This window comes from Pseudomonas sp. LBUM1656 (genome assembly GCF_059716065.1).
In genome coordinates this window covers 3,798,054-3,813,592 of record NZ_CP166800.1, presented here as the reverse complement: position 1 = coordinate 3,813,592, position 15,539 = coordinate 3,798,054, and the positions used below count along the sequence as shown (strand labels likewise).

Here is a 15,539-nt window from a genome sequence, read left to right as displayed (position 1 = left end):
GGGGCGACAACTACATTAGAGAGGACATTTTTTCTCAGGGGCCTCTCATGATTCAGAGCATGATGAAAACTGCTTGCCTGACCACTTTTCTTGTCGTGTGTGCAGCCATGCCGGTCGTTCAAGCACAACCCTTACCGCTCGGTAAAACCGGTGCCTTGTATAACGAAAACGTGGAGTGGCGTAGCTTTCCGGCGTTTCCGAAAGAAGTAAAACTGGCGGTCCTGGTCGGTGATCCTGGCAAGCCAGGCCCCTATGTTGTGCGAGTCAAAGTGCCGAACGGCACGAAATTAATGCCCCATACCCATCCTGAAGACCGTATCTACACCGTTATGTCCGGCGTGTTTTACATTGGTTTTGGGACTGTGTTTGATCCCGACAAGCTGGTCGCATATGGCCCGGGCAGTGTGGTGGTGCTCCCAGCCAAAACTCCGCATTTTCATTGGGCCAGATCGGGGGAATACATCTCTCAGGTTTATGGAACAGGTCCACTGGGGCTTGAGTACCTTGATAGCCGAGACGATCCACGTCATGCGTCAAAATAAATAAAACAAGCGGCTCATCCCTTGGCTCGGTGACGCAAGCGCGAGTACGAAATCAACATGCTGGTCAGTTCCTGCGTGACTTGGGTGAAGGGCGAAACCCGGCGGCTGATCAGGCACACCTCACGCGACTCCAACAGCTCCGGAATCGAAATGCTGATCAGCGACGAGGAAAACAGCTTCATGCCGGGAAGCATGCCGGGCTCTATGGTCAGGTATTCCGTCTCGGAAATGATGTGCAGGATTTCCAGCAGCGATTCGGTCGTGATCGCGATCTTCGGAGGCGGCAAGCCCTGGGCGTTGAACAGCTCGATCAGACGGCGCTCCGCGCTGCCGACGACTCCGGCCGGCCGGACGCTGATCCACTGGCAATCGGCCAAATCGCGCACTGATCGAGCACCCGCCAAGGGATGGCCCTTGCGCGCAATGACGCTGGTTTTCGAGCTGTAAAGACGTTCGATGTGCAGGTCGATATCGCAGACGTCGGGGTTCAGTGGACCCATCACAAAGTCGAGTCGGCCAGCGCGAATCATCTCGATCAGCGTCCGGGTTTTTCCGCTGGCGACGTGCAGCTGCACCTTTGGAAATCGGCGGGTAAAACTGCTGAAGACCGGCATCAGGCACGCGGCCATGGGTTCTGCGGTGACACCCAGGGCGATCTGGCCTTCGGGCGTTCCATTCCACTGCCGGACGTCTTGTACCGCACGATCGCAATCGAGAATGATCGAGCGTGCCCGGGTCAAGAAAACCTTGCCGGCCAGGGTCAGGCTGATGCCTTGATTGGAGCGCACCAACAAGGTGACCCCGAGCTCTCTTTCCAGACTTTGAACCGATTCCGTCAACGTGCTCTGGGCGGCGTCCAGTTCTCGTGCCGCCGAACGAAAGCTGCCCCTGTCGACGACTGAGCAGAACGCTCGCAGCTGGATCAGCTTCATGAAGCCGTGATCCAGTTGTTGCCGTTGTGGCCACGGGAAGCGTGAGGGGTATTGCTCAACTGGGTGTGGCTGCTTCCGGTGTTCATGGCTGGATCTCCAAACGGCAAAGTTGTGATGGTCAGTTATCGTAATCGATTAGATCGCATGCGATCTATAAATAATCTCCCAAAGACCCGGTGATGTCAAAGCGGACGTTGCGCTTTGGTGACGAACGGTGGTGGGCGGAAAAGCCGAAGGTGATCGCTTTTTCCGTTCTTCTCGACGTCTCGTTCGTACCTATAAAATCAATGCCATCAGATAGTTACGTGCTTTTATGCTATTTGATTCTCAATAAAAAATCTCAAGGAATCACCCATGAGCAACATTGAAAAAGTCCTGGTTACTGGCATTACCCACACCTCGCTGAGCAGCTCTGGCAACACTTCTCGCGGGCACAACGGCAACCTCGACATCGAGCTCTCTACGCCCGGGAGCGCCAAACCGGCCCATGTATTCGCCGCCACCCAACCGCACCCGACGGCCGAGCAGTTGTTTGCCGGGGCCTGGTCCGCCTGCTACATCGCCGCCGTTGGCCTGGCGGGCAAAACGTTGAAGGTGACGATTCCGGCCGACGTGTCCGTCGAGATCGAGGTCGATCTGGGGCAGACCGGCAACGCTTACCTCTTGCAGGCTCGGTTCAATGTGCGGCTGCCAGGTCTGCCGCATGAGGTCGCTTGCGCTGTCGCACATGCTGCGGACCAGATGTGCCCTTACTCGAAGGCGACACGCGGCAATATCGACGTTTCATTTAATGTGCAGTCGGCGTGATTGAACTTGCTGCTTAGTTAACCAGGCTAAAAAACACCGATCCAGGTTTGTGACAGCTCCCGCTGTAAATACCCATTTGTCGTTAGGGTCCCTTCAATCAAAGAGGGATCTGCGTATGGCTGCGCGCCTCAGGAGCCTGTATGTCAAGACACATCAAACAACTTTCCCTGACCAGACGTAACTTTTGCGGCGCTGTTGCAGTGGCATGTGCCACAGCACCGCTAGGGTTACTCGGCTTTTCAACCAGGACTGACGCTATGACTAATACTTCAACAAAAACCGATAGTGTTTCCGCTGAAATACGTCCCTTTCATTTCAGCGCCAAAGAGTCTGAACTTTCAGAGTTGCGTAGACGTATAGAAGCAACAAGATGGCCGGACAAGGAAACAGTCAATGATTCCTCTCAGGGTGTACAACTGGCGACGATCCAGAAGCTGGCCAGGCACTGGGCGACCCACTATGACTGGCGGGTAATCGAATCCAGAATAAACGCCGTTCCAAACTTCATCACGAATATTGATGGCCTGGATATCCACTTTATTCATGTCCGCTCAAAACACGAGAATGCGTTGCCCCTGTTGATGGCGCACGGCTGGCCTGGTTCGGTGATCGAGTTGATGAAAGTCATCGGGCCACTCACTGATCCTGAGGCGCACGGCGGCAGTGCCTCCGATGCGTTCAGCCTGGTGATTCCGTCGATGCCGGGTTACGGCTTTTCGGAGAAACCGACCGTGGCCGGCTGGAATCCCGATCGTATCGCCGATGCCTACATCGAGCTGATGAAGCGTCTCGGCTACACAACGTATGGCGCGCAAGGTGGTGACTGGGGTTCTATCGTTGTCGACCTGATGGGTGCAAAGGCGCCACCTGGCTTGATCGGTATTCATTCGAACATGCCCGGCGTCATCCCGCCTGAACTGGATGCGGCGTTGTTTCGCGGCGAGCCGGTACCCAGTGGACTTTCTGCGGAAGAGCAGCGAGCGGCTGATCAACTTGCCAATACGTACAAGCACATCGGCTACGCCATCATGATGGGGGATCGGCCTCAATCGCTGACAGGCCTCAATGATTCACCCGTTGGGCTGGCCGCCTTCATGCTGGATCACGATCCGAAAAGCTACGAGATGATTGCGCGATCCATTGACGGGCAACCGGAAGGCCTCACACCCGATGATGTCCTCGACAACATCACGCTGTTCTGGCTGACCCAAACGGCCGTTTCCTCGGGGCGGCTCTATTGGGAAAACAAATCAACATTCTTCGCCGTCAAAGGCGTCAACATCCCGGTCGCGGTGAGCGTGTTCCCTGATGAGCTGTATACGGCGCCGAAAAGTTGGTCGCACAAGGCCTATCCCAAACTGGTGCATTACAACGAACTTCCCAAAGGTGGGCACTTTGCTGCGTGGGAGCAGCCGGCGTTGTTTTCGCAGGAAGTACGGGCCGGGTTCAAGTCGCTGAGGTAAGTGACCAGCCTACGGGCATCCAGGAACTGATCTCGCAATGATCAGGGTGGCCCGGTTCGGGTCGTTGATCGTCTTGCGTGAAAGTGATCCGAACCGAGCAACCCGGGGGCATTCCGGTGAACCAGTCGTCGGCCATCACAGGTGTTGACGACGGCCAAGGCAATGGGCACTTCCGATACCATCGTATGCGATGTATAGTCTGGCTTTGCAGTCCATCCTCTTTGGCCACAGAGAATGCTCATGAAATCCACCAAAAAGACAGCTGCCCTCGACCTGAAGCTTTCCGACTTCCTGTGTTTTGCGGTCTATTCCTCTAACCTCGCGTTCGGCAAGGCTTACAAGCCGATGCTCGAACGGCTCGGGCTCACCTACACGCAATACATCACCCTTGTTGTGCTGTGGGAAGAAGACAACCAGACCGTGGGCAGCCTCGGCGAAAAGCTGTTCCTCGAATCCAACACCCTCACGCCGATCCTGAAGAAACTGGAAGCGATGGGTTATCTGCTGCGCCAGCGCGACCCGGAAGACGAGCGCCAGGTACGCATCAGCCTCACAAACGAGGGACGAAAACTGCGTGAAGGCCTTACGGAAGAAGGCTTCCCGCAAACCGGCCTTGATCCCGACGAATTCGTGCAAATGCAGCAAGCCATTGTGAAATTACGGGACAACCTGATCCGTACTACGAAAGACAGGGAGTAAGCCGTTTCGAATGCAGGGGATGCGGCGCACCCGACTGACTCAAAATAATGAATCTGTCCCGTTATCGCATTCTCTCCAGTGGCTACTTCACTGCGCCTCCCGGCCTGATATCTCCGCAAAAAATATCGACGTTGCCACTCTCCGGAGCCGTTCGCACGACGATGTAATACCCACCGGAAAGCAGATCCGGCAGGGCGATCGGTGCACTTCTTGAGAACGACCAGCCGCGTACGGCTTCGCGCTTGGTGTTGACCTTGTCGTTCATTGCAAAGGCCACTGGCCCGGGTTGCTGGCAACTGCCTTTATGAATGAAAGAGTAGAGACGCAAGGGCAGGGTGGCTCCGCTTGGCGCGCCACTGATGAAGAAGCTGAGCCCGGTTTGTTTGTCCCAGTTTGTCAGGGTTACATTGCCGATCTGCCCGGTGTTCTGCCGGGTGGCAACCAACGGGACAGACACGCCATGGTCGGTCGAAGTGGTACAGCCGAACAGGCTTGCGCTGATCATCAGGGTTGCAAGCGAATGTCTGAGGTTCATTGCCAACTCCTGCGTAAGAACTGCAATGGGTGATTAGCGGGTATAGCTCATTACAGTTTCGTTCGCCCGACAACCTGCTCTTGAGTCTCGACGGATAACGCGTTCCAGGGGCTCGGGTGTCTGGTTATCCATATCAGCGTTGGTCCTTCATTTGCTCGCATCCAGCACCACGCGGTAACGCGCTTTGCCGCTGCGCAGGTGATCGATGGCTTCGTTGACCCGGCTCATGGGAAAGAGCTCGACCTGCGGCAGGATCTGGTGACGTGCGCAGAATTCCAGCATGGTCGCCGTGGTACTCGGCGAGCCGACCGGCGAGGCGGACAGGGTCTTTTGCTGGGGGATCAGGTTGAACACATGCACGGGGATAGCGTCGGGCACGATGCCGACAAAGTGCAGGCGTCCCTTGCCGCGCAGGGTGGCGAGCATGGCCGCCCAGTCGAGGTTGGCGTTGGCGGTGACCAGCAGGAAATCCAGGGTGCCGGCAATGGCTTTCAGCGCATCACTGTCGGTCGAGGCGACGACGTTGTGCGCGCCGAGGCGCCGGGCTTCGTCGGTCTTGTTCAACGACGAGGTAAACGCCGTGACCTCGCAGCCCCAGGCGTTGAGAAAGCGCAGTGCCAGATGACCGAGGCCTCCAATGCCCACTACGCCGACCCGGTCAGTGGGTTTGACGCCGAACTCCACCAGCGGATTGAATACCGTGGAGCCAGCGCAAAACAGCGGACCGGCCATCGACGGGTCGAGTTCACCCGGTATAGCCAGCGCCCAGGCCCAGTGCGAACGCAGGCGATCGGCAAAGCCGCCGTTGCTGCCAATGATGGTGGGTTTGGCCGTGCCGCACAGATGGTGGGCGCCGCCGATACACGAAGAGCAATGCATACAGCTTCCCTTGTACCAGCCGATGCCCACCCGTTGTCCCACCTGGAGACCGCGGACTTGCGCCCCCACTCGCACAATGCTGCCGACCACCTCGTGGCCAGGGATGAAGGGGTAGCTGCTGACACCCCATTCGTTGTCGATCAGCGACTGGTCGGAGTGGCAGACGCCGCAATATTCCACCGCGACTTCCACCTCCTCATCCCCCAATGGGCCGGGGTCGTAGCTGTAACGCTCCAGGGGCGCGCGGGCGGCCATTGAGGCCCAGCCGGTGAAGGACGTGACTTCGGTACTATCGCTCATGGGAGACCTCCAGATCAGGAGACACAAGGGGGGCTGCTCAGGCGTCGCTGCGGAGCATGGGAAGTGCGGCGACCGCATAAAAGGATAGTCCGGGATCTGGAACCGAGGGCGCGGCCCGACAATCAGTTCTTCCGCGTTGCCATTGCGCCTTGATCGCGATCTGCACCCGCAAGCGAGGTGCCAAGCCGCAGCACCTCACTCTGAACGATGCAACACAATCAGGCTTTGCTGGCCGCCAGATAAGCGCCAAGGCGTTGTCCCATCTGCTCGCCCAAGGCTTGCAAGGCACTGAATGGACGGACCATCACCTCGAACTCGACGATTTTCCCTTGTTCATTGAACCGGATCATGTCGATGCCCTTGAGCTCTTTACCGCTGACTTTGGCGCTGAACTCCAGGACAACGCTCAAGCCATCGGCGGTCGACAGTTCGCGGTGGTAGGCAAAATCCTCAAACACCTTGACGACCGTGTTGAGAATCATCGAGACGACGGGCGCCCCCGGGTAAGGCTTGTGAGCCATTGGTGAGCGGAATATCGCTTGTGGGTCCAACAATTCGGGCAGGGCGCGCAAGTCACCCTTGCGGATCATGTCGTGCCATTGGCTCAGGGACTTTGCGGCGTTGGGATGCAGGTTCAGTTCAGACATGTTCAACTCCTGTATTTTTGTTGTTCTAATGAAACGCTTCATTGCTGCACATGCAGAGTTGCCCGATGGCTTGCTGCAGAACTTCAATAGTGCCGTGAGGATCGACTGGCGGCTATGCGAATTTATTAAAAGTAGCTCACGAAAAAGCCCGGCTGTTTAGGCCGGGCTTTTCGTTGAGTATTGCTGTGGAGCCATTCATTTATGCAACGCGGTTTTCGATCAGACGGTCAGAACCACCTTCGGCAACGCGGTTTTCGATCAGACGGTCGGAGCCACCCTCAGCAACGCGGTTTTCGATAAGACGGTCGGAGCCACCCTCAGCAACGCGGTTTTCGATCAGACGGTCGGAGCCACCTTCGGCAACGCGGTTTTCGATCAGACGGTCAGAGCCACCTTCGGCAACGCGGTTTTCGATCAGACGGTCGGAGCCACCTTCGGCAACGCGGTTTTCGATCAGACGGTCAGAGCCACCTTCGGCCACGCGGTGTTCGATCAGACGATCCGAGCCGCCTTCAGCGACAACCGGGAGAGCAGAAGAAGCGGCGAAAGCGTTAACTGCAAAAACCGAGAAAGCGATGCTGAGAAGGATTTGGCGTTTCATGATTTTGTGCTCCGGGGTGTAGTTGTTTGGTATGGAGGCGATGTTACGCCCCGGAGGTTTTAAGAGAACTTCATTGAGTTAATGGTGACTATTGATGCAGTCAATGGCTGACCGAAACGGGTGTCGCCCTGTCACTGATCAGCGACACACAATTCCCCGGTAGCGCGGATCAATGCCTGACCATGCAGTTGATCCTTGATCAGGCCGGCTCGCGCTTCACCCAACCAGTCCGGGCAGTTCGGGTCTTTGCGATAGGGCGCGAAGTCGGCGTATTGCTGAAGCAGGCGACTTTGCAGCTCATCCAGCTGTGGCCTGATCTGCTTGGCGAGGTCCGGCCGTGGTGTGTCAGGCGCCTTGCCGGCCGCTCGCCAATTGGCGAGCAGCCCGTACTGCACCAGCTTGTTGGCTTCAATCTGTGCGGCGATCAACTCAGCGATCTGTTCCGGGTCCAGTTTTCGTTTAACGGCCATTTTCCTGGCATTGGCAATGACTTGTGCTTCGCGGACACTGTCCTGGATCGCTTTGCCACTGTCCCACTTGGTCAGCGCCACCAGATCAGCAATGTTCAGGCGCTCGTTCATCGTCACCAGCAGCGGTTGCAAACTGTCGGGCACCGGGGAGGGCGTGCTTGCCTGTGCGCCGCCAGCGAGTAAACCGATCAGGGCGCAGGTCAGCAGCTGCGGGATGCGTGGGGAGCGGGGCATAAGCAAAACCTCTTTAGAACTCGGGATTTTCAATCAGGTGACGTGTATCACAGGTGGACGCCAAGCATACAACGCTTGGAGCGCCTGCTGAGTTAGACTCAAACGCAGAACAAACCTACTGGTTTCAGTCAACACTGTGCAGATTCATGGACAGTAGGGCTGGATGTTCATCATCAAGCGGGTAGACCACAGTGAATCAACTTTTAGCAATGCGTGCATTTGTACGTGTTGTGGAAACAGGCTCTTTCAGCCGGGCTGCCGACCAACTGGCGCTTCCGCGTTCGACAGTCAGCAAGTTGATCAGCGACCTCGAAAAGCACCTTGGCATCAAGCTGATGCACCGAACTACCCGCGCGGTCGCCGCCACGTCGGACGGGCTGGAATATTACAGTCATGCGGCGCGCCTGATGGCCGAACTGGACTCCGTGGACACCGCCGCGCGCGGTAAAAAGCTCAAGCCCGGCGGACACCTGAGGGTCGATGCGCCGGCTTCATTCGCCAATTGCCTGTTGATACCCGCGTTGCCTGATTTTCATCGCGAGTATCCCGATATCACCGTCGCTTTAGGTATCAGCGACCGGCCAGTCAATATCGTTGGCGAGGGCGTGGATTGCGTGATTCGTGCGGGTGAACTGGAGGACATGACGATGATCGGGCGCAAGCTGGTCGACCTTCACTACGTCACCTGCGCGACCCCGGTCTATCTTGAACGCATGGGCATGCCTTTTTCTCCCATGGATCTCAGGACAAACCATGTTCAGGCCGGCTACTTTTTTGCCGCGACGGGCAAACCGGAACCCTTGATTTTCGAGAACGGCACTCATCGATATGAGGTCGGAGACTGCGAATTCTCGACGAATGACGGTAACGGTCTTAAAGAAATGATGCTCGCGGGCTTGGGCATCGGGCAGCACTTCAAGCGCATCGTTCAGCCTTATCTGGACACTGGCGAGTTAGTTGCGGTTTTGGAAGACTGGTCTCGACCCGCCATGTCGTTCCATGTCCTCTATCCACCCAATCGACATCAAAATGCCCGGCTGAAGGTTTTTATCGATTGGGTGATTCAGACATTCCGAGAGGCGTCGCCTGCCCATTGAAACTCAAGGAACAATGGCGGTAACGCGGATTTCAATGCGCATCGTTGGAAGTCCAAGTGACGCGACTCCGAGTTGCGTCCAGACGGGAGCGTGGTTGGGCATGTAATGCCGATACAGCCTGGCCATCGTCTCGTTAACGATCGGGGGGAAACCTCCGACATGGTAAGAATTGACGTGGACCACATGCTCCCAACGGGCACCCGCCGTTGCCAGGGTTCGCTCCAGGTTTTGAAACGCCTGGGCAATCTCGTCCTCGATTGAATCGGGAATCTGCAGGTCGTCATCCCAACCGCCTTGGCCTGATGTCTCCACGCGATCGCCAATTTTTACCGCTTGCGAGTAGTGCAAGGCATTGAGCAGGGTTTCCCCATAACCGGGGGTAACAAAAAACTCGGGCTTGTTCATTGTGTTCCTCTGTTCAGTTTGATGGCCGGTAGAGGCTTCTACCTGTTACTGATGCTAATAGACTGAAAAGAGGATCAATAGCCGCTAAAGCTGACATGACTATCCATCTGCATGGATAGTTGGATTGACGTCGTGCACGAAAAAGCCCGGCTGATGAGGCCGGGCTTTTCGTTGAGTATTGCGGTGAAACCATGCATTTATGCAGCGCGGCTTTCGATCAGACGGTCGGAACCACCTTCGGCAACGCGGTTTTCGATCAAACGGTCAGAGCCACCTTCGGCAACGCGGTTCTCGATCAAACGGTCGGAGCCACCTTCGGCAACGCGGTTTTCAATCAAACGATCCGAACCACCTTCCGCCACACGACTTTCAAACAGACGATCCGAGCCGCCTTCAGCGACAACCGGGTGAGCAGAAGAAGCGGCGAAAGCGTTAACTGCAAAAACCGAGAAAGCGATGCTGAGAAGGATTTGGCGTTTCATGATTTTGTGCTCCGGGGTGTAGTTGTTTGGTATGGAGCCGATCTTACGCCGCGGATTTTTTATGAGAACTTCATTGAGTTGATGGTGACTATCGACGTCGGCAATGGATGGACGACGTTAAAATTCCCTTGGGTGATGGCCTCTGGCTACTCGTTGCTTGATTGGATCCACAGTGGCACCCTCAGCGCCCGCTGTACCAAGGAGCCAGGTGATCAAGGAATGAGTGGATACGTCCCCAACCCCCCGAAAAACTACCGATACGACGAAGCCAAACCCGTCGACATCCATGCCCAACGCTGGGCGGAATACGAGAAACACGGCAAGGCACCGGCGCCTGCGAAAGAAAAAGTCCGGGTCGGGCTACGCATTGGGGTTTTCTTTGACGGGACGCTGAACAATGCCGGCAACTCGGCCTCAGGACTGCTTTGCGGCGCGCATCATCCGATCCAGCCAGCGGATGTTGATGCGAGCTGCAAGCCGTATATGGCGGATCCCGAGGGGAGTTATGGGAATGATATGAGTAACGTTTCCAAGTTGTTTGATCTCTACCCCGCAGCGAAAGACGTCGAGGGTGAAGGTACCGTCAGACTCTCCTTACGCAGCCTCTACGTTGAGGGCATTGGTACGACCGGAGGAGCAGAAGATAAGTTATTGAATGCAGCCACCGGACGTGGTGACACCGGTGTAGCGGCCAAAGTCCAGCAAGCATTTTCCGACCTGAATGACTTGATAAAAGAACTCGTTGATAAGAGTCCTGGTTGCGAAATCACCTCGCTGACCTTCGACACCTTTGGCTTCAGTCGGGGTGCCGCGGCGGCCCGGCACTTTGCGAATGAGATAGTGCGTTGCAAGCAAGGACCGTTAGGGGAAGTGCTACGTAGAAACCCCAAAGGATTCAGTTCCAGCTTTGGCAATCAGTTCAACACTGAAATCATCATGGGCTTTGTCGGTTTATTCGACACCGTACCTTCCGTGGCGGGACTGACGAATTTTGGAAATATCCAAAGCCCGGTTGCTCCTGGGATCAAACTGTATCTGGATCGCCGATACTTTACCGATGTGGTCCAACTTGTCGCACGTGACGAACACCGAGCGAATTTCGCATTGAGTACAGTTGTTCCCGCTCATCTGGAAATACCTTTACCCGGCGTGCATTCAGATTTAGGTGGTGGCTATCGCGAAGTCGTGGAGGAGTGTGTGCTGGTTAATCCAATGCAAGCGCTTACGGTGCCGCATGGTACGGATATCTGCTCCACTTCCATTTACCTGGATGTCCAACAACAGAAAGCAAGCATGGTGGCCAAGGGGTGGCCCGAATTTATGCTGGAAATTGTGACCCCGACGCCAAGCGTCGCGCCTGATTGGGAGCAGGAGAAGTCAGGACCGAAAAAGTTGAGGGTGTATGCAGGCTTGCAGCTCAAGCGGACGGTCAGTAGCAAACTGGCTGTAATTTACCTGCGTTTGATGCATAAATTGGCCAAGGAGAAAGGTGTGCAGTTTGAGGTGATCGACGAGAATGACCCTGCTTATAGCGTGCCTCCTGAACTTCAGCCTTTCTGTGACAGAGTACTCGCTGGTGAGTACAAGCCAGAACCCGATGAAGAAGAACTATTGAAACTCAAATACGTGCATATGTCCGCCAACTGGAACAACCCCATTGGTGGAACCCGTGAGCAGGGCATAACTCTCCGATACGCAAATGCACCCACCGACGACGGCTTACGGGTGCGTCATCCTCACGTAGCTGATTCCCTTTGGAGAACATTTTGATGCGCGCATTGGTTTTTTTGCTGGGCGCACTTCTGATCTCCGCTTGTCAGGCCGCAGCACCGCCTTCTGGTAAAAACGACCCGAAGAATCAATGGTGGAGCCTCAGTTTTGTCGAGCCCACTTATATGAAGGTCTGGGTCGAAGACACGGCAGTTGAAGACATCAACGGGAAGCTGTTTCGCCGTACCGGTGGCGGTACAGCAGCAAGTGATGAGCCCGCAGGTGACGCTGAGTTTGCTCGCGGCTGGGGCGAAAAAATCAGCAGTAGCACTCGCGGTGTAGTCGGTGCGGATTTGCCCAAACGTATTTATGTTCGTTGGCAGTCGGTAGTCGAGCCGCAAACTTATCGAGCATGGGTCGACATTCCTGAAGAGGCTCGACAAATCTTGCATGCCTCAGTGAATGAACGTTGTCCATCCAGTTCTGAGGAGACGGCCAACTACAGAGCCAAGGTTTATCTTGGGCTCGCGCCTGGAGGCATCGTGCAGGTGTGGGTACTGGACAAATGTATGAAATCTATCAAAGTTGCCCACGCCCAAGCGGAGATTGAGCCTTTGGGGCCTCACCTTGGGAAATCTGGGGGCAAATATTATCCGCTATCCGAAAAGTCAAAAAACTACGTCAAGAAGTACGGCATCCCTTACGGCAGTTGGTAAGACCCAACACACCAATAAAAAAACGGGCGCCTCCTTGGAGCCCGTTTCATTTACTCCACAAACCCGGAATATCAGCCGTCGCAAACCTGTCGTCGGCTACACCGCTCACCCACGATCGCAGGGCTATGCTTTACCTCCTCAGCTATCAACGGTCTCCAGGAAATCAGCCCGCTTCATCCGTCCCCGCCTACAAGCATTTCCTGCGAGGTTTCATGCTCTGGTCGAGAGGATAAACCGATGCATGACTATTACGATCTGGGCACCTACAGCCGTCCGATAACGACCCATTCGCCCCAGGCCCAGCTCTGGTTCGGCCGCGGTCTGATCTGGTGCTACGGCTACAACCACGACGAATCCATCCGCTGTTTCCACCAGGCCATCGAACACGACAGCGATTGCGCGATGGCCTACTGGGGCATCGCCTACGCCTCCGGCCCCAACTACAACAAGCGCTGGGATGCATTCATCGAACAAGAGTTGAAAGAAGCCGTGGCCCGTGCCCGGCTGGCGACGCACACCGCGCTGGCGCATCTCGACAGGGCAAAACCGGTGGAGCAGGCACTGATCCGGGCGCTGGAAAAACGCTACCAGGCTGATGAGGCGACCAGCCTTGAGCAACTCTTCGCCTGGAATGACGCCTATGCGGCGGCCATGCGCGATGTCTACAAAACCTTCCCTGATGATCCCGACGTCGTGGCGCTGTTTGCCGAAGCGTTGATCGACCGCACGCCCTGGCAATTATGGGACCTGAAAACCGGCACGCCGGCACCGGATGCCGACACGCTTGAGGCGGTGGCCGTGCTGGAGACAGCGCTGCGGCGGATGGAGCAGCACGGCGATGCGCCGCATCCAGGCGTGCTGCATATGTACGTGCACACGATGGAAATGTCGCCTTACCCGGAGCGGGCGTTGCGCGCCGGCGATGTCCTGCGCGACCTGGTGCCGGACGCCGGGCATTTGCGCCACATGCCGTCGCACATTGATGTGCTGTGTGGCGATTACCGTGGGGCCCTGATCACCAACAGCCGGGCGATCCAGGCGGACAGCAAGTACCTGCAACACGAAGGGCCCATCAATTTCTACACCCTGTACCGAAGCCACAACTACCACTTCAAACTCTATTCGGCGATGTTCCTCGGGCAGTACCAACCGGCCCTGGACGCTGCCGATCAATTGATCGCGACCATCAAGGAAGAACTGCTGCGCGTGGAGCAGCCCCCCATGGCTGACTGGCTGGAGGGCTTCGTGTCGATGAAGGTCCACGTGCAGATCCGCTTCGGCAAATGGCAGGACATACTCGCTACGCCGCTGCCGAACGACCAGGCACTGTACTGCGTGACCACGGCGATGCTGCATTACGCCAGAGGCGTGGCGCACGCGGCCTGCGGGCATGTCGCCGCGGCAGAAACCGAGCAGCAACTCTTCATTAACGCCCTGACCCGAGTGCCGCCAACACGCTACATCTTCAACAACACCTGCCTCGATATCCTGGCGGTAGCCGGCGCCATGTTGCGCGGCGAAATCGAGTACCGCAAAGGCAACCACGACAGCGCATTCGCCCACCTGCGGGAGGCGCTGGCACTGGACGACAACCTGCCTTATGACGAGCCGTGGGGCTGGATGCAACCGGTCCGGCACGCACTGGGTGCGCTGCTTCTGGAACAGGGCAGGGTAGAAGATGCCTTGCAGGCCTATCGGGCCGATCTCGGGCTGGATAACACACTCAGCCGCGCGTCCTGGCATCTGGACAATGTGTGGAGCCTCCACGGGTATGTGGAATGCCTGAAACGCCTGGGGCGGGACGCTGAAGCCGCGGCTGCCAAGACTCGGCTCGACCTGGCCATGGCACGGGCTGATGTGGAAATTACGGCATCGTGTTTTTGCCGGGTAGGTGAGCGGTGTTGCAAGTGATGCACAGGAGCCCGGCGGGTCAGGCCGAAACACTGTGCACTTAAGACAATCTTCAGGCGAGCAAGAAACCTGTGGCGAGGGGGCAAGCCCCCTCGCCACAAAATGTAGGTGCCAGCGCTTAAGTGGACAGCATTAAATGAGTCAGGCCGAGCGTTTCATTGAACGCCCAATGGAAAATGAGCCCAATCGGACCGCAAACCGTCGGTGATATGCTGCTTCGTGTCTACACATCGCCCAGAGATCGCCCATGGATCGCTTGTCTACCTTGTTGTCGCAGTTCGGCGTACGCGCAAACCTGTTTTACAACGGCAAGCTGTGCGGCATGGCGGCATACGATGGCGCTGACCAGCGCGGTCATATTCATCTGCTTCAGGCCGGTGCCGTCACGTTGCTGGGGCTCGATCGCAAGGACGTGCGGCTGACCCGGCCCAGTCTGATTTTTTTGCCACGCCCGCGCCGCCATCAACTGTTCGCCGGTGAGCCTGAAGGGGCTCAACTTCTGTGTGCATCGATGGAGTTTGAGGGCGGTATTGATAATCCTCTGTCGGCTTCATTGCCCGATGTGCTGGTGCTGTCCCTGGATGAGCTACCGCTGCTGGCCGATACGCTGAAATGGATGTTCGTCGAGGCGGCCGGTGGACATTGCGGCAGGGAAGCCGCGCTGGATCGCTTGTTCGAATTGCTGATCATCTTGCTGTTTCGGCATCTGCTCGACCACCACCAACTACGTACCGGAATGATGGCCGGGCTGGCCGATTCGCGCCTGGCTCGCTCGCTGGTCCAGATACACAACGCCCCTCATCGTCCTTGGTCGATTGCCGAGCTTGCGAGCGAGTCGAACATGTCGCGCGCGGCCTATGCCGTGCATTTCCGGGCCGTCATCGGACAGAAACCGGCAGATTATTTGTTGAGTTGGCGTATCAGTATGGCGCAGAAGCGTTTGCGTGAAGGGCGACCGATTACCCTGATTGCCGCCGAGGTCGGTTATGAAAGCCCTTCGGCGCTTGCCCGCGCGTTTCGGCGCAAGACGGGCTACAGCCCCCGGGACTGGATGAAGGATTCGGCAGGAGAGGGTGATGGGGAAATGGCCTGAAAACATCGAGTGGTTT

The 15,539-nt window shown here is 56.7% G+C and carries 16 protein-coding genes and 1 pseudogene; 9 read left to right on the top strand and 8 right to left on the bottom strand.

The window, feature by feature from the left end; genetic code table 11:
- Window positions 1–47 precede the first annotated feature (47 nt).
- Entirely contained in the window at window positions 48–542 is a 495-nt protein-coding gene (locus ACA072_RS17250) for a cupin domain-containing protein (protein WP_497619294.1), read from the top strand.
- A gap of 14 nt (window positions 543–556) precedes the next feature.
- Here ACA072_RS17250 and ACA072_RS17245 read toward each other — a convergent pair whose 3' ends face one another.
- Complete coding sequence (locus ACA072_RS17245; protein WP_497619293.1) at window positions 557–1,474, bottom strand: LysR substrate-binding domain-containing protein; 918 nt, start codon at window positions 1,472–1,474, stop codon at window positions 557–559.
- Between the two features lie 354 nt (window positions 1,475–1,828).
- Here ACA072_RS17245 and ACA072_RS17240 point away from each other — a divergent pair, with 354 nt between their 5' ends.
- From ACA072_RS17240 to ACA072_RS17230, 3 genes are all read left to right on the top strand, one after another.
- On the top strand, window positions 1,829–2,281 hold the full coding sequence (locus tag ACA072_RS17240) for an Ohr family peroxiredoxin (protein ID WP_497619291.1): 453 nt from the start codon (window positions 1,829–1,831) through the stop codon (window positions 2,279–2,281).
- 257 nt (window positions 2,282–2,538) lie between these two features.
- Complete coding sequence (locus ACA072_RS17235; RefSeq protein ID WP_497619289.1) at window positions 2,539–3,744, top strand: epoxide hydrolase family protein; 1,206 nt, start codon at window positions 2,539–2,541, stop codon at window positions 3,742–3,744.
- 240 nt (window positions 3,745–3,984) lie between these two features.
- Window positions 3,985–4,443: a MarR family winged helix-turn-helix transcriptional regulator gene (locus ACA072_RS17230; RefSeq protein WP_497619287.1), complete on the top strand. Its 459-nt coding sequence runs from the start codon at window positions 3,985–3,987 to the stop codon at window positions 4,441–4,443.
- An 82-nt stretch (window positions 4,444–4,525) separates the two neighbouring features.
- On the opposite strand, the gene ACA072_RS17225 is transcribed toward ACA072_RS17230, so the two are convergent.
- From ACA072_RS17225 to ACA072_RS17205, 5 genes are all read right to left on the bottom strand, one after another.
- Window positions 4,526–4,978, bottom strand: coding sequence for a hypothetical protein (locus ACA072_RS17225; protein WP_497619285.1), 453 nt, complete (start codon window positions 4,976–4,978; stop codon window positions 4,526–4,528).
- A 147-nt stretch (window positions 4,979–5,125) separates the two neighbouring features.
- Entirely contained in the window at window positions 5,126–6,157 is a 1,032-nt protein-coding gene (ahr, locus tag ACA072_RS17220) for an NADPH-dependent aldehyde reductase Ahr (protein WP_497619283.1), read from the bottom strand.
- 218 nt (window positions 6,158–6,375) lie between these two features.
- Entirely contained in the window at window positions 6,376–6,804 is a 429-nt protein-coding gene (locus tag ACA072_RS17215) for a nuclear transport factor 2 family protein (protein ID WP_497619281.1), read from the bottom strand.
- A 199-nt stretch (window positions 6,805–7,003) separates the two neighbouring features.
- Window positions 7,004–7,405: a hypothetical protein gene (locus ACA072_RS17210; RefSeq protein WP_497619279.1), complete on the bottom strand. Its 402-nt coding sequence runs from the start codon at window positions 7,403–7,405 to the stop codon at window positions 7,004–7,006.
- A gap of 131 nt (window positions 7,406–7,536) precedes the next feature.
- Window positions 7,537–8,109, bottom strand: a complete 573-nt coding sequence (locus tag ACA072_RS17205; protein ID WP_497619277.1) for a chorismate mutase — start codon at window positions 8,107–8,109, stop codon at window positions 7,537–7,539.
- Between the two features lie 191 nt (window positions 8,110–8,300).
- Here ACA072_RS17205 and ACA072_RS17200 point away from each other — a divergent pair, with 191 nt between their 5' ends.
- Window positions 8,301–9,206, top strand: coding sequence for a LysR family transcriptional regulator (locus ACA072_RS17200; RefSeq protein ID WP_497619274.1), 906 nt, complete (start codon window positions 8,301–8,303; stop codon window positions 9,204–9,206).
- A 3-nt stretch (window positions 9,207–9,209) separates the two neighbouring features.
- Here ACA072_RS17200 and ACA072_RS17195 read toward each other — a convergent pair whose 3' ends face one another.
- A complete protein-coding gene (locus tag ACA072_RS17195; RefSeq protein WP_497619272.1) occupies window positions 9,210–9,611 on the bottom strand; it encodes a RidA family protein in 402 nt (133 codons plus the stop codon).
- A 200-nt stretch (window positions 9,612–9,811) separates the two neighbouring features.
- Window positions 9,812–10,093: pseudogene (locus ACA072_RS17190) on the bottom strand (phage infection protein); the annotation flags it as partial.
- A 219-nt stretch (window positions 10,094–10,312) separates the two neighbouring features.
- Between ACA072_RS17190 and ACA072_RS17185 the strand changes: the two are divergent.
- The 4 genes from ACA072_RS17185 (at window position 10,313) to ACA072_RS17170 (ending at window position 15,523) form a co-directional block, all read left to right on the top strand.
- Window positions 10,313–11,863 carry a T6SS phospholipase effector Tle1-like catalytic domain-containing protein gene (locus ACA072_RS17185; protein ID WP_497625006.1) on the top strand — a complete coding sequence of 517 codons (1,551 nt, stop codon included), beginning with the start codon at window positions 10,313–10,315 and terminating at the stop codon, window positions 11,861–11,863.
- The gene (locus ACA072_RS17180; protein WP_497619270.1) at window positions 11,863–12,519 is read left to right on the top strand and encodes a DUF2931 family protein; all 657 of its coding nucleotides are present in this window, start codon (window positions 11,863–11,865) and stop codon (window positions 12,517–12,519) included. Before ACA072_RS17185 ends, ACA072_RS17180 begins: the two co-directional genes overlap by 1 nt.
- Window positions 12,520–12,756: 237 nt before the next feature.
- Window positions 12,757–14,430, top strand: a complete 1,674-nt coding sequence (locus ACA072_RS17175; protein ID WP_497619268.1) for a tetratricopeptide repeat protein — start codon at window positions 12,757–12,759, stop codon at window positions 14,428–14,430.
- A 247-nt stretch (window positions 14,431–14,677) separates the two neighbouring features.
- Window positions 14,678–15,523 carry a helix-turn-helix transcriptional regulator gene (locus ACA072_RS17170; protein ID WP_497619266.1) on the top strand — a complete coding sequence of 282 codons (846 nt, stop codon included), beginning with the start codon at window positions 14,678–14,680 and terminating at the stop codon, window positions 15,521–15,523.
- Window positions 15,524–15,539: the final 16 nt, after the last annotated feature.

What these genes read in the sequence shown, in the direction of transcription:
- ACA072_RS17185 (WP_497625006.1), top strand. Translation starts at nt 10,313, where the DNA reads ATGAGTGGATACGTCCCCAACCCCCCGAAAAACTACCGATACGACGAA.
- ACA072_RS17175 (WP_497619268.1), top strand. Translation starts at nt 12,757, where the DNA reads ATGCATGACTATTACGATCTGGGCACCTACAGCCGTCCGATAACGACC.
- ACA072_RS17170 (WP_497619266.1), top strand. Translation starts at nt 14,678, where the DNA reads ATGGATCGCTTGTCTACCTTGTTGTCGCAGTTCGGCGTACGCGCAAAC.
- ACA072_RS17225 (WP_497619285.1), bottom strand. Translation starts at nt 4,978, where the DNA reads ATGAACCTCAGACATTCGCTTGCAACCCTGATGATCAGCGCAAGCCTG.
- ACA072_RS17245 (WP_497619293.1), bottom strand. Translation starts at nt 1,474, where the DNA reads ATGAAGCTGATCCAGCTGCGAGCGTTCTGCTCAGTCGTCGACAGGGGC.
- ACA072_RS17180 (WP_497619270.1), top strand. Translation starts at nt 11,863, where the DNA reads ATGCGCGCATTGGTTTTTTTGCTGGGCGCACTTCTGATCTCCGCTTGT.
- ACA072_RS17250 (WP_497619294.1), top strand. Translation starts at nt 48, where the DNA reads ATGATTCAGAGCATGATGAAAACTGCTTGCCTGACCACTTTTCTTGTC.
- ACA072_RS17240 (WP_497619291.1), top strand. Translation starts at nt 1,829, where the DNA reads ATGAGCAACATTGAAAAAGTCCTGGTTACTGGCATTACCCACACCTCG.
- ACA072_RS17210 (WP_497619279.1), bottom strand. Translation starts at nt 7,405, where the DNA reads ATGAAACGCCAAATCCTTCTCAGCATCGCTTTCTCGGTTTTTGCAGTT.
- ACA072_RS17195 (WP_497619272.1), bottom strand. Translation starts at nt 9,611, where the DNA reads ATGAACAAGCCCGAGTTTTTTGTTACCCCCGGTTATGGGGAAACCCTG.
- ACA072_RS17230 (WP_497619287.1), top strand. Translation starts at nt 3,985, where the DNA reads ATGAAATCCACCAAAAAGACAGCTGCCCTCGACCTGAAGCTTTCCGAC.
- ACA072_RS17215 (WP_497619281.1), bottom strand. Translation starts at nt 6,804, where the DNA reads ATGTCTGAACTGAACCTGCATCCCAACGCCGCAAAGTCCCTGAGCCAA.
- ACA072_RS17235 (WP_497619289.1), top strand. Translation starts at nt 2,539, where the DNA reads ATGACTAATACTTCAACAAAAACCGATAGTGTTTCCGCTGAAATACGT.
- ahr (WP_497619283.1), bottom strand. Translation starts at nt 6,157, where the DNA reads ATGAGCGATAGTACCGAAGTCACGTCCTTCACCGGCTGGGCCTCAATG.
- ACA072_RS17205 (WP_497619277.1), bottom strand. Translation starts at nt 8,109, where the DNA reads ATGCCCCGCTCCCCACGCATCCCGCAGCTGCTGACCTGCGCCCTGATC.